The organism is Actinomadura sp. NPDC048394 (assembly GCF_040651755.1).
GTDB classification, from domain to species: Bacteria; Actinomycetota; Actinomycetes; order Streptosporangiales; family Streptosporangiaceae; genus Spirillospora; species Spirillospora montaniterrae.
Window position 1 is genome coordinate 50,052 of record NZ_JBEZJL010000020.1, and the last position, 13,127, is coordinate 63,178.

Annotated in this window: 12 protein-coding genes; 11 read left to right on the plus strand and 1 reads right to left on the minus strand. The window is 70.2% G+C overall.

What is annotated here, in order from left to right:
* The first annotated feature begins 10 nt into the window (after positions 1–10).
* From AB0C78_RS16505 to AB0C78_RS16540, 8 genes are all read left to right on the plus strand, one after another.
* Positions 11–379, plus strand: coding sequence for a hypothetical protein (locus AB0C78_RS16505; protein ID WP_360747952.1), 369 nt, complete (start codon positions 11–13; stop codon positions 377–379).
* 486 nt (positions 380–865) lie between these two features.
* Positions 866–1,252, plus strand: a complete 387-nt coding sequence (locus AB0C78_RS16510) for a hypothetical protein (RefSeq protein WP_360747955.1) — start codon at positions 866–868, stop codon at positions 1,250–1,252.
* Positions 1,253–1,803: 551 nt separating this feature from the next.
* Positions 1,804–2,793, plus strand: coding sequence for a hypothetical protein (locus AB0C78_RS16515; RefSeq protein ID WP_360747958.1), 990 nt, complete (start codon positions 1,804–1,806; stop codon positions 2,791–2,793).
* 226 nt (positions 2,794–3,019) lie between these two features.
* Positions 3,020–4,831, plus strand: a complete 1,812-nt coding sequence (locus AB0C78_RS16520; protein ID WP_360747961.1) for a 3'-5' exonuclease — start codon at positions 3,020–3,022, stop codon at positions 4,829–4,831.
* Positions 4,828–5,241, plus strand: coding sequence for a hypothetical protein (locus AB0C78_RS16525; RefSeq protein WP_360747964.1), 414 nt, complete (start codon positions 4,828–4,830; stop codon positions 5,239–5,241). Before AB0C78_RS16520 ends, AB0C78_RS16525 begins: the two co-directional genes overlap by 4 nt.
* A gap of 151 nt (positions 5,242–5,392) precedes the next feature.
* The gene (locus tag AB0C78_RS16530) at positions 5,393–6,124 is read left to right on the plus strand and encodes a hypothetical protein (RefSeq protein ID WP_360747967.1); all 732 of its coding nucleotides are present in this window, start codon (positions 5,393–5,395) and stop codon (positions 6,122–6,124) included.
* A 152-nt stretch (positions 6,125–6,276) separates the two neighbouring features.
* On the plus strand, positions 6,277–6,768 hold the full coding sequence (locus tag AB0C78_RS16535) for a hypothetical protein (RefSeq protein ID WP_360747970.1): 492 nt from the start codon (positions 6,277–6,279) through the stop codon (positions 6,766–6,768).
* Between the two features lie 419 nt (positions 6,769–7,187).
* A complete protein-coding gene (locus AB0C78_RS16540; RefSeq protein WP_360747973.1) occupies positions 7,188–7,772 on the plus strand; it encodes a Gfo/Idh/MocA family oxidoreductase in 585 nt (194 codons plus the stop codon).
* 124 nt (positions 7,773–7,896) lie between these two features.
* Here AB0C78_RS16540 and AB0C78_RS16545 read toward each other — a convergent pair whose 3' ends face one another.
* Positions 7,897–8,337, minus strand: coding sequence for a hypothetical protein (locus AB0C78_RS16545; RefSeq protein ID WP_360747976.1), 441 nt, complete (start codon positions 8,335–8,337; stop codon positions 7,897–7,899).
* A 591-nt stretch (positions 8,338–8,928) separates the two neighbouring features.
* Between AB0C78_RS16545 and mobC the strand changes: the two genes are divergently transcribed.
* From mobC to AB0C78_RS16560, 3 genes are read left to right on the plus strand one after another with little or no spacing between them, the layout of a single operon-like run.
* Entirely contained in the window at positions 8,929–9,339 is a 411-nt protein-coding gene (gene mobC / locus AB0C78_RS16550) for a plasmid mobilization relaxosome protein MobC (protein WP_360747979.1), read from the plus strand.
* Complete coding sequence (locus AB0C78_RS16555) at positions 9,336–10,976, plus strand: hypothetical protein (RefSeq protein ID WP_360747982.1); 1,641 nt, start codon at positions 9,336–9,338, stop codon at positions 10,974–10,976. Before mobC ends, AB0C78_RS16555 begins: the two co-directional genes overlap by 4 nt.
* A gap of 54 nt (positions 10,977–11,030) precedes the next feature.
* The gene (locus tag AB0C78_RS16560; RefSeq protein WP_360747985.1) at positions 11,031–13,013 is read left to right on the plus strand and encodes a hypothetical protein; all 1,983 of its coding nucleotides are present in this window, start codon (positions 11,031–11,033) and stop codon (positions 13,011–13,013) included.
* Positions 13,014–13,127 lie beyond the last annotated feature (114 nt).

Here is a 13,127-nt window from a genome sequence, read left to right on the forward strand (position 1 = left end):
AGCGAGAACGATGGACGACCGCAACCGACCCTTGGAGGTCGCGACCCTCCGCCTCATCGCCGCCTACGGGCTGGTGGTCAAGGCGCTGAAGCTGCTGCCCCTCCCGATCGAGGTTCCCGCCGTGCTGGACAGCAACGTCTGGACCGCCGAGATCCGCGAGAGCCTCGTCCGCACCTGCGAACTCCTGAACGACCTCCCCATGGAGGAGCCGTTCCGGGCGCAGGTCAGGCTGATTCTCATCGACTGGATCACCGGCTCCGACGTCCTGTTCGACGCGCAGGAGGAATTCGCGGACTGGAAGACCGACTTCGCTCGGATCCAGGCCGACCGCATCACCGCCAGCTGGCACCTCGTGAAGGCCATGCACGACCGGAAGTGACCACCTCGCCGCCCCGGCATCCAGCCGGGGCGGCGTCCCCGCTCGACGGAGAAGCCAGCGGGGAACGGAACGGGGCCGACGGCAAACAGACGCGAACGCCTGGTGAGACACCGTCGGCCCCATCGCAGATTGACACTCAACAGAGAGTCATCCACCAGACTAGGCGGCCGCGGGCGATCGTGCCACGAACCGTCCGGCCGACGGCTGTGAAACCGGCGCAGCAGCCCCCCGGCCGCTGCCGGAAGGCTGCTCTGCGACTGCAAGTAGGCCCCCATGCCCCGGCATGGGCGATGCTCCCTGGTGGTCGCTACGGGGATCGCGTAGCCGGAAGCCGAGAGCCCCGCGCTCCCGAACTGCGTCGGACCATCTCTTCGCCCCGCTCCGGAGGGCAGTCGCCACGCGACTTTCGCTAATAAATAATGTAATATTTTTCATGTCGGCCGGAGTGGTTTCGGCCTCAACCCACCACATGATTGGAAGCGCGTAATGACCGCATTCATTCTTGTCCGCGACGCCGCTCGCGACTGCTACGACATGGCCTGCTGGAGCCATCGCATTGACGTCGAGTCGGTCTCCAAAGCGCTGAGCATCGCTAAGGCGAGCTACCCCGACGCGCCACCGCTCGCCGCCGAGGTGATCATCGACTGTGAGGTGGGGCAGTGCCCGACTCGATTGCACTTCGCGTACGCCACCACCATCGCCCAGGCCAGGGAGTTCGCAGCGAGGACGCGCGGCTGGTTTACCCGCCGCACCACCGGGGGGCTGAAAGACTGCTGCCAGTTCCACACCGAATCGCTCCACCGGCACCTGCTCCCCTCCGGCTACGACGACCAGAGCGACGGCGGACCGGCGGACGACCAAACGCTCTTCTGACCGCGCGGCGGCAGCGCAAACAGAGCGCCCACAGCCCCTCCTACCGGAACGCTGTGGGCGCTTTGGCCGTTTCGCAGTCCTGATTTGCTGAGCGAGTTCCGGAAGACCTTCTGCAAGGGCCTCGTGTCGGGGACCGGGCCGTGCGGGGTCCGCCGCAGGGGCGACGACCCGGTCCCACTACCTCCCATCATGAGCTGTACGCGGCGGTCTCCTCGACCGGCGCGCGGGCGGATCAGTGGCCGCAAGCGGCCCGGAGGGAAGGCATACCGCGAGGAAGACGTGCCACAGATCCGTGCGGACAGCTGTCGTGGCGGAGGACGCTGGGATACAGTGCCGGGCACGGGCCGCTCCCATCGGCCCAAGCCCACCGCCCGGCCCGTGACCGGACGGCATCACGGCGAAGGTGCCCGGTACGCCCGGCATGGCTGCACCATCTGGGGGATGTTGAGAGAGCCGTCCGCCGGGGCGTGAAGTCCCCGAGAGACGGAATGCGAGAGCGCGTCCAACGGATATCGAGCGCGCGATTCACGGGGTTGCGTGCTGGAGATGCCATGCCGAAGGACCACGCCCGCAAGAACCGGACCCGCCAGCGCCAGGCTCAGACCGGCGCCCGATACACCTCCGCCCACGCCGGTACCGACCATCAGCATCCGGCCCCGGACCTGCCGATGCTGGCCGAGCTTCCGTATGGGACCGGCCGGTCAGTGGATCTCGACCTAGCCGCCCGCCTCATCGGAGCCTGCCGGGCCGGGTGCGGCCCGTGCCAGGGCTCGCTGATCTCCCAGGTGCTGGGCCTACCCGACCGTGCCACCGTCGCCACGATCGCGGGCGCGGTCTACGGGCTGCTGCCCTCGGCGGGGCCGCTGGCGGCTGCGGCAACCCGGACCTGGCAGCCGCTGGCGCAGCGGGCGCACCGGTCGGGGCAGGCCGCTCCGGCGCTGGAGGCGCTGGAGGCGATGACCAGCGAGCAGGTGGCGGAACTGCTCGACGACGCGCTCGACCACTGGGCCGTGGGCGGCATGGACCCCGGCATGATCAGCCTTACCGACCCGGCCACCCTCCTCGGCGACGCGCCCGGCACCGAGCCGCCGACCGGTCCCGCGAGCAGCCCGCCGACCGGTCTGGTGTCGTACGCACTGTGCCCAGCAGTGGTGCCCGGCCCCGGCGACCGTCCGGTGCCGGCCCTGGTCTTCGAGCCCGAAACAGCGGCGGCCGAGGCCGAGGATCTGCGCGCGCGGTGCGACTGGCCGCAGTGGAACTTGGACGGCCTCCCCGCGGTGCGGACGGACTGGCGACTACGGGTCCAGATCGCCACCCGCTCCCTGGTCCAGGTCGCCCGGGTCGCGGCGGACGGCGTCGATGATCTGATCATCTGGGATGCCGGGCAGGCGGTGCCGCTGCCGCAGGAATGGTTCGACCTGCTGGACCGGGCGCAACACGTGGTGCTGTGCGGCCCCTCGGCACCCGGCGAAGAGGCGTTGCAGGCCGCCGCACGCGGCGACCGGTTCGGCGCGGTCACCGCGCGCGTCTCCTTCTGGTGACAGCGCCGCGCTGACACCGGTCGGCGACGCCGCCCGTGATGCTGCCGCTGCTTGCACCAGAGGCCGTGCACCTTGGCGGCCGCCGCGCTGCTCCGCTGCGCGGCGGCCGCCGCCGACCGGAGAATCGAATCATCCCCCAAACGCTTCCGCCCTGCTGGCGGTGGGCCCGCTCCGATGGGTCCCCGGCCGGCGCGGCGCCGTGTGGAGCATGACGACGAGGAGCTGCATGTCTGACCAGCAATCCGCCCCGGCACCGCGGGCGACGAGCAGGTCGCCGAAGACCATGCCGAAGACCAGGGCGCACTCGGCCACGCAACTGCGCCAGGCGCTGGAGTGGACCGCAGACCAGTGGGCTCGGGGGCAGGCCGCCGGGTTGATCCCGCCCTGCGACATGAAGACCCCGCGCTGGTCAGGAGGCGTGGTGAACGAGCTGTTGGCGCGGCGCGACGAACTGACGGCCGCGCTGCCGGACTGGGCCGACCGGGACCAGGTGCGGGCCCGGCTCGACGTGGATTTCGGGCAGTGGCGGCGCGGCAGCGACGCCGCAGTGATCCCCGGGCCCGATCGCGGCGGGGCCTGGTGGTCGCGGGAACTGGTCGAGGAGCTGGTGGCCCGCCGCGACCAGATCGTCGCGGCGATCCCGTCCCAGCCGCTGGGCGAGCGCCGGTGCGCGGAGCTACTGACCGAGCTGACCGGCCTGGAGGTGGCCGCCGATGACATCGCCGTCCTCGCCGAGCGTGGGGCGACCCGTGTGGTCGGCGACTACAAGGGCTGCGACCTGTACGACGTGGACGCGCTCAAGGCGCTGGCCGACGAACGCCGACGCGGGCCGTTGGTCGAGGTGGTGGGCGAGCGGCAGGCGTGGTTGGCGGCGTCGATGACAACCGCCGATGCTGCGACCTGGCTGGATTGGCGCGAGGAGGATCTGCCTCGGGTGGCGCGAGAGCGCGGGATCTCAGCGGGCCGGTTCGGCCGGTGGGCGCGTGTCGACATCGCGGCGCTGACCGAGGACGAGAAACTGGTCGAGCAGGTCCGGCGGGAACGGCTGCTGGGACCAGAGCAAGCCGCGACGCATCTGGAGATGCGCCGCCGCGATTTCGAGTACGTGCTTGCGGCGGGGTGGGTGTCCCCGGCGGACAGCGTGGAGCGCCGGGTCGGCGTCCGCAAGAGCGTGACGATTCCTCTCTACAGGGTCGGCGACCTGGAGGACGTCCTGGACACACCGGGCGTCGATTGGGAGGCGGTACGCGCGGTGCGGCCCGGCGAGCCGTCCCCGCTGCGCGAGTGGGCCCGGCTGCCCGCCCAGCGCGCCGACGTCGTTCGCGCCTTCTGCGGACAACTCGGCGAGGAGTGGGGCGTGGAGGTATGGCCGCACTTCTTCAACGCCGGTGACCGCTGGGAAATCGACTGGGAGTACCGCGCCGACGGCCACCCCACCCTGCAGGAGGTGCAAGCGGCGCTGACCGCGCACCACGGCGTCGGCGCCCATCGCTCCAGCATCGCCTTGTCGACCCGGGTCGGCGAAGTGATCCGCATGGCCCGGGACTGCCTGCAGCCCGGCGTGGCCGTAGTGGTCGACACCGAGACCAGTGACCTGGACGGCGTGGTCATCGAACTGGCCGTCGTGGACGCCTGCGACGGCACGGTACTGCTGGACACCCTGGTCAATCCGGCCGGGATCGCGGTCTGCTCAGAGGCCCGCGCGGTGCACCGCATCGACGATGAGTCCCTGGCCGCCGCACCCCGCTGGGAGCAGGTCCTCCCACAGTTCACCGCCGCCGTCGGCGAGCGCCGGCTGCTGGCCTTCAACGCCTCCTTCGACTGCGCGCGGATCGCGGCGACTCACCACCACGCCGGCCTCGATCCCGCTCTGCTTCCCGCCGCCGACCGCTGGGAGTGCCTGATGGAAGCCCGCAGGATCTGGGCGCGCGTAGGGCGCTGGACCCCGCTGGGCGGCGGACACCGCGCCCGCGCCGATGCGATGGCGGCCCGCACCGTCCTGCAGACCCTCGCCACCCCGATCGAAGGCACCCGATGAGCACGCCCGGCTGGGAGCTCCCGCCCGAACTCCTGCGTGCCAAAGCGGCGTCCTACGCCATGGTCGACGCCGCCGCCGCAGCGTGCACCGCAGCGACCGGCGGGGCTCCGAGCGCAGCAGGCACCGGGCCGCCCGTTGGTCCCGCCGGGGTGGCTGTCTCCGACGACTACGCCGCGGCGCTGGACTACCTCGACCGTTGCGTCCACAGCGCGACCTACGAATACACCGCCGAAGCCGCACGCCGGTTCCTGGCCGCCGTCATCGACGCCACCATGGCCCCCGAACTTGGGGCCGCGCTGACCGCCCTGCGCGCGGCTCTCGCCGACATGGACGCCGCACTCGCCGACACCGAGGCCCTCGCCGCCCGCAACCGCGCCAGACGGGCGGCAGAACCGCCCAGAGCGACCTGAGCGGGCACCTGCGGCCAGGCACACGCGGCGCGCATCGAGCGGGAACCTCACCCGATGGCCGGCCCCCGCGTCCCGTGTGGCCAAGCGCCGGTCCCGTTCTTCGCGTAAGCCCGCACCCGCCCTGCCTGACGAACACGAACCGGAGCAGCCCGTGACCGCACCCACCGGCCCCTACACCACACCTTTTTCGGCCAAGGCCGTGGTCGCCACCGCAACCCGTCGCGGTGTCCGCGAGTTCAACTGCGATGCCGCCGCCATCGCCGTGAGCGCCGACGCCACGACCACGGCGGCAGTGGTCGACGGCATCGGCAACAGTTCCGAGATCTCCGCCATGTCCACCGTGCTGGCCACCGTCATCGTCCGGACCGCGCTGCGCCGCGGCGTCCTCGCCGCGCTGCTCACCGCCGGCGAGGTCGTCGCCGACCCCGGCCCGGACGATGACACCCCGGACGCGGTCGCAGTGGTCGCCGCCGCCCGCGCAGGTGACGACACCCGCGTCGCCTGGTGCGGCGACAGCCGGGTGTACGGGTTCAACGGTGAGAGGATCCGGCAGTACTCCACCGATGCGACGGTGGGCGAGCAACTCCGCTGCAACGGCGTTGCGCTAGAGCTGGCAGCCGAGCACGACAACTGGCTCCGCGCGAGCCTGGCGCGTGCCACCATCGGCAACACCTACACCGCGCTGATCCCCGAAGACGAGTTGGTCGTGCTCTGCTCCGACGGCGTCGTCGACGGGCTCCCACACGGACGCTTGGACGACCTCGTCCGGACCCACGCCGACAACGTCCAGGCCCTCGCCGATGCCCTCGTGAACCAGACCGAGTCCGACGCCCGCGGATACCGCGACGACGCTACAGCCGTCATCATCCAGCCCCCGCCCTGACCGCGAACCGCCGCCCCGCCTGCCCGAGTCAGCGGTGACCGCCGGGCGACTCCCACCACACCGAATCTAGATGTTTCATGTATTGTTCTTCTTGTTGATCGGAGTGGCATCCGGTCACACCACCACACGTGTACCGAACGAAGGGAAGCGCGATGGAACAGTTCACAGAGGACGAGAGGGCGGCCGGCACTGGCGCGGCCAGCGCCGCCCCCTCGGCTGGGCTGACCGACTACGCCATCGACGTCATCGCGATGGTGTGCCTGCACGCCCTCGCACCCTCGGAGGAGGAGGCGCTGCAGAAGGTCCTCGGCGTCCAGGGTGCGTCCATGGACGGCGTCATCCTTCCGGACGGCGTCACCGCCACCGAGCTCTCGGTCCGGCACGCCTCGGGCATCGCCTACGCCTACGACCGGGACGGAGCCGACGTCCCGGTCACCTACGCCCGCACCCGCCACGCGGACAGCCTGACGCGGCTCGCGGACGCGTGCGAGCAGGCAGCGGCGGCGTTCCGCGCCATCGCCGACAGCGAGTCGGGGACGTTCGATGGAGAGTACGACGCGGCGATGGATATGGCGGACAAGGGCGACCTGCTGGTCGAGGAGGTGCGCAAGCTGCTGGCCGACGTCGAGTCCGACATCCTGTAGGCCACCGAATCCGGCCTGACCAGCTCGGCCGCCTCCCGCGCGGGAGGCGGCCGACTGCTTTCCGGGCATCGCGAGCACTCACCCTTGAACGGGGTCGCGCAGCGGGCCAGCGCCTTGCCGGTGTCGCGGACGGTGATCGCGCGCGATCGTTGAGGCCAAGACCTCGACGAGGGGGGAGCGGGGCGGGGGACTGGGCGTGCCCATCCGGCATCAGGAGGCCGGGCCGAACGACGGGCGTTGCGGCACTGAATCGCTGCTTCCAACGGCAGGAGAACGGACCCTGCTCCGGCGGGACCGAGATGGCTTCAACGAGGGCGTCATCCTTGGCGAAGGCAGATAAGTCCTGTATTGTTTTTTATGTCGAAACGGGGTGGTAACCGGGACGACATCCACCACCTGCCTCTACCGATGGGAGAGCAATGCCTGCCGCCCAGCTTCAAACCCTCGTCGTCGGGACCGGCGACCGCATCGAGCGTGTTCTGCTGCCCGCACTCAGCACCGTGTCCGCGCCCGTCCGGGTGACCGCCATCTGTGACCTCGGGCCGTCCGATCAGCGCATCACCGCCCTGACGAACGACGGCCTTGTGAACCCCGAGACGCCCGTGTTCACCGACCTGGACCAAGCGCTCGACGCGGGTCCTTACGACATGGCGGTACTGACCCAGCCCAACGACCAGCACCACACGATCGCGCTCCGACTGGCCGAGTACGGAATCCCCGTGTGGCGCGAAGAGTGGTTCGCGTTCCACAGCGGCCAGGCTGCCGATGGACCGACGGCGAAGACCGAGGCCGAGGAGGCGATTCAAGAGCACGCCAACGCAGGGGCCGACCTGGTCATCGACGCCCTCGATCTCGGCGACCGGGACACTGACCTGATCAACCTTGTCGTGAACGCCGCGTGCCACGTGAGCGAGCAGCCCGAGGCCTCATTCGACGCCATGGTCCGCGCCAAGTACGACACCGACCCGAACGAGGTCCGGGATTGGTGGGACGGGTGGAGCTAGCAACGGACCCCGGATAGAGGGGCGAGCCCGCGAGAACCACCGAAAGCGCAGAGCGCCCACAGCCTCCTCAGAGGGAGGCTGTGGGCGCATTGCTATGCCTGGAGCCGGCGATTGTGCGCGAGGCTCAAAGACCGGAGGAGGAGGCGTCAGCGGCCGGGACGGGACCGCCCTCAGAGGCGGCCGCCGACTCGCCGGAGCCGTCTGCGACAGCCGCGCCAGCAGCCTCGCCGGCGGCTCCATCCCGTGCCGACGGGACGTTGTTCCGTACCGTACGAGTGGCACCGGCCCGAGACGAGCCCCTGGGCTTGCGCGCGGGCTTCCCAGAGATGTCGGGCGGCGTGCGCAGCTTCAGCTTCTGGAGCTCCTGCTTGGTCCAGCCCAGCCGGACAGCCTCGGCCCAGTCGTGCTGCCAGCCCTGACGCACCTCAGCGAGTTCGTCATCGAGCCGCTTCTCGGTCTCCTGCTTTTCGATCAGCCGGTCGATGACCGCCAAGCGCTCCGCCATCTTGCCTTCCAACATGGCTCGCGCTGCGTCCTGAACGTGGTTGGTCTGTCCGGTGCTCATGCAGCTGAATCGTAGTGATCTCCCGCCCCTGAGCGAAAGGCATCGACGTTGAAGTGCCGCCGCACCCGAACCCAGAAGTGGGGCCGGAACGGGGCCATAGCCCTCGCGCTCCCGCCTCCTGGAGGCACTAGTGGGGGCCGGCGAGACGCGCTCAGCTCCTCGATGCCAGGGCGGCGCGAGCCGCACACCCTAGCCACCGTCGGCTATCGGCGCGCGAACTCCGCCACCTCGTTCCTGCGACCCCGAGAACGGTGTGTCGGATGCCCGCGACGAACCCTCCGATGACCCGCCATTCGACAGCTTTGCGCGGACCCCGACACGAGAGAGACGCGAACACTCGCCAGGACCGTACTCGCATGCGCCGAAGCGACCAGCCGACAGGTTCACGCGGACACCGACAGCTGCATCTGGACGGGACACCGAACAACAACCAGCGGAGCACCATCCACAGCACTACGCAGGAGCAAGATAGGCGATCAGGTTACCTGATCGCGGATTCGGGCTAGCGCCCCGCCGATCACCCTCCCTAACGTGTCGGGTGATGTCCCCATGGATCATGGGGTCGCTCCGCTGGGGAGAGGGGGGAGGGCGATGACCGCGGCCGCGAAGCCGGGCGGCACCGGAAAGCCACGCAAGACCGCACGCCTCACCCGTGCCCCCGGCGGTCGCCAGAACGTGGTGAAGGTGCTACTGACCGACGAAGAGAAGGTGCGGATCGCCGCCCGCGCAAAGGTCGCCGGAGTGTCCGTGCAGCGGCTGATGATCGAAGCCGCGCTCGCCGGCGACGAGCAGACCGCGAGCGAACGGCGCGGCCTGGTCGACGAGTTCACCGGAGCCCGCCGTCTCGTCGCGGCGATCGGCCGCAATCTCAACCAGCTGACCCGGGCAGCCAACGCGACAGGGGAGCTTCCACCGGAGTTGTCAGCCACCATGCACGCGACTGCTCAGGCGCTAGCGCGGTTGAACGCTGCGACTGAACGACTGGACGGGACCGGGCAGTGATCCCCAAGGTGTCGGAGCAGCGCGGCAAGGACACGGTCGGGCTCATGCTCTACCTGTTCGGGCCCGGCCGCCATAACGAGCACACCGGGCAGCGCGTGATCGCGGCATCGGACACGCTCGGCTTCGAGGATGGCACCCGGCTCGACATCGCCGCCCAGCGAGACGAGGTCGTAGCGCTCGGCCGGGAAATGGACTCCCATCGCCGGGCCATGGGGATTGAGATGCGGGGCGGTCACGTATGGCATCTCTCGCTGTCGCTGTCTCCAGAGGAGTCAACCGACGAGCGGAAGCTGAGCGACGAGCAATGGGCGGAGGCCGTCCGCTACGTCGTCCGCGAGATGGGGTTCGACGACGACTCGGGACGTGCGCCGTGCCGATGGGCAGCGGTCCATCACGGCAAGTCCGTCGGCGGCAATGAGCATGTCCACCTGGCCGTGAATCTGGTCCGCGAAGACGGCACCTGCGCCAGCATCTTCCGAGACTTCGTGCGGATGAGCACCATCGCCGCCGACCTGGAGCGCAGGTTCGGACTGAAGGCGGTGCCGGGGCGAAAGGGCGGCGGGATGCCGGGACTCACCCGCGCGGAGATCGAGCAGTCGAAGCGCGCCCCCGGCAGCCCAGAGCCGGACCGCATCAGGCTGGCCCGCACGGTGCGAGCAGCGGCCACGTCAGCGTCCAACGAGGCCGACTTCGTTCGCAGACTCCGCAGCGTCGGCGTTATCCCTCGACCGCGCTACGAGAAGGGCGACCGACGCAAGGTCGTGGGGTACTCGGTCGCGCTGCGTCCCGACACCAGACGGCCCGCTGAACGGACGGCCCAGCGCCGCACCGAGACCGGAGGCCGGCAGCCGATGCTGTGGTTCGGCGGCGGAAGGCTGGCCCCCGATCTGTCGCTGACCCGCCTGCGCGAGCACTGGACCGACTGGGACACCGAGACCGAACGGCGGGCCGCATTGAACGAGTGGGACCGCACCGGAGTCCGTCGGTCCGGACGGTCTGCTTCGGCGGTCAGGCGGCGGCCGCGCGCGTACGGGCCGGAGGTGTGGCAGGAGGCGGCCCAGGCGGTCGGGAGGGTGCGGCAGCAACTCTCGGCGGTCCCCCCTGACGACATAGCGACGTGGGCGGGCGCGGCACGCGAGGCCGCGGGGATCCTGGCGGCATGGTCGGCGCAGTTGGAGCCGGATCGGCCAGGTCCTTTGTCGGCTGCGGCTGACGCTTTGGCGCGTTCGGCGCAGACGATCCGGTACCAGCCGCGGGCCCGTCGCGAGGGGCACATCAAGGATCTGCGGGGCGTGGCGATGGTCTGCTTCGCCGCCTCCGATGGAGGGCGTGGCGTGACCGGCCAGCTGGTGCTGCTGCGGCAGATGATCCAGATGGTTGAGGCGCTTCAAGAGGCACACCGTGCACGCGGGCAAGCGCAGCAGGCGATGGCTTTGGCTCAGGCCTCGCGCCGTGATCTCACCAACGTGCAGAGCAACCTGACGGCTCGGGTCGCCGTCTTTCCGGGCATCACTCGACCTGGCGCCGCGGCCCGACCGGCGCCGCCCACGCCAACCCCGCACACGCCGACCCCAGGAAAGCCCTCGCGGCGGCCACCGACACCGGGGCGCGGCGGAACGGACTTCGGCCGAGGGTAGGCCTCAGACTTCACTTCGCAGCGGACTTACCGGCGACACGAGGGAGCGCAGCACGTGAGTGAGCCCAGCTTCATCCAGGCGGCATCCGAGCCCGGCGACGGCGTGCTGGAAAACGTCGGGCAGAAGGTGCAGACGATCACTTCGCTTGTGGCCGAGCTGGCGACGGCCTGGTCGCAGAGATCAGCGGAGAAGGCACGCGCACTTCAAGCCGAGGCTGAGGCCGCCGAGCGCGCTGACCGCGACCGGATCAAGGCGCTGCGGGACGGCGACATGCCCATCATGCGGCAGGTCTGGGACGGGCGCTGGTGGGACCGTGTCTCCGCCGAGGACGCCGGCGCGGGCGGACTGGCCGAGATCGGCATGGCATGGGAAGTCGCGGGCGGCTGGGCTCGCAACGGTGATCCGATGGGACGGCGCACCCAGAAGCGGCTGCGGCAACTGATCAACGAGCGGTTCAATGTCGACCTCGCCGACGAGCCAGTGGACAGCACGCTAGTCGCCGAGATCCTCGCGTCCCCGGACGCCGAACGGTCGGTCTCCTTCGTCATCCGCGACACCGAGGCCGATGCCGTCGCGGACCAGGGAACGGTCACACTCGACGTCGACGACCGGAGGCCGCTGAGAGTGATCGCGGCAGACCGGCTCACCGAGTTCGGCGCCGCACGTGGTGAGGGCGGCGCGCGTTCCGGCCGCTACGTCATCGACGTCTACGACGGCAGCCGGCCCGGAGGCGAACGGCGGCAGACCGTCCGCGACGACCAGGCCGCTGAGACGCGCGCCGAGTATGACCATTGGGCACGCGAAGTCCTGACCGGATCCGTCGAGGCCCCCGTCGAGGCCGTCCGTGACGCACACCTGGTGGAGCGCAACCGACTGCGTCGCGAACTCCAGCGTCTCAAAGAGAGGGACCCGCGGCTGGAGGCGGCTAAGGAGACGCTCGCTGATGAGGTCGGGTTGCGGCAGGGAACGGATCCTCGCACCAGTGCGCCCGCCCGTGCCGAGGGCCGGCTCTCGGCCGAGGAGCACTCCGCGAGGATGGCCGAACTGGACGAGCAACTGTCGAAGCTCCAGGTGCGTATCGATCAGCTCAACGCCGACCTGTTGGGCGAGGATGTGGCGTTGGTGACCGAGGCCGAGATCCTGCGCCGCGACCTGGACCCCGAGTGGTGGGACACCGCGGCTCCCGAAGAGGTCGCCGGTGTGTGGTCACACGTGGACGGGTGGTCGGAGGGCGCGGCCAAACGGGGCATGCGCGCGGATCTGCAGACGCAGATCCTGGACCGCTACGGCGTTGACGTCGGCGTCGGCGCCTCGTTTGAGAAGGTGTCGGGAGACCTCCAGCGCGTCCAGGCTGAGCGCCGCGGTGAACGCCTGCTCCGGTTCCGCATCGAGGGTCCTGGATTGGGCACCCCCGTCGACGGCTCGATCGCGGTGCCGGCGGCCACGATCGTCTCCAGCGGCACCGCGAGCGTCCCCACCAGCGAGCCGCTGGCCGAGTTCGCCGCGCGTACGCTCAGCACGGAGGCCGGAGGCATGGATGCCGCCCGAGAGCGCCGACTGGTCATCACCGTCTCCGACCATTCCGGCGCCAGGCTCGGCCGGTTCGACGCGGCCGGTGCCGCCGATCACAGCAAGGGAGCCGACGAGCGGGAGGCGGAGCGCCGCCGCGAGCGTGCACGCCACTCCGACGCTCAAGCCCAACGCGACGACGAGGGCGCCGTTGCCCGAGAGGGAGCATCTGGCCCGCCGACGTCCGGTGAAATGCGCGAGGCAGCGGCCGACGAGCGGGTGAACGCCGACCGCGATCTGCTGGACGCCGATGCGCTGCAGCGCATCGCCGACAGCGACCCGGGGGCCGGGGAATCGGTGCAGGCGGCGACGACGTCGCGCAAGGGGTGGCCCCAGCATGAGCCGCCCGCAAGCGGCGGAATCCGCCGCAGCCGCGCTAAAAGGCAAGGGCTGGGTAAACGCGGCGAGCGCAGACCACGGTCGTGGCAGCGTATGCACAACGAGAAGGGCACCGGCCGCGGGGACTGACTTGGCCGGATGATCAACCGTCACGTGCCTGCGCGGCCGCCTTCCGGTCGAGTTTTCGTCCCAAAGGACTGGCCTTAACAGGCCCAGTAATGATCAGAATGGTTGTCGATCATC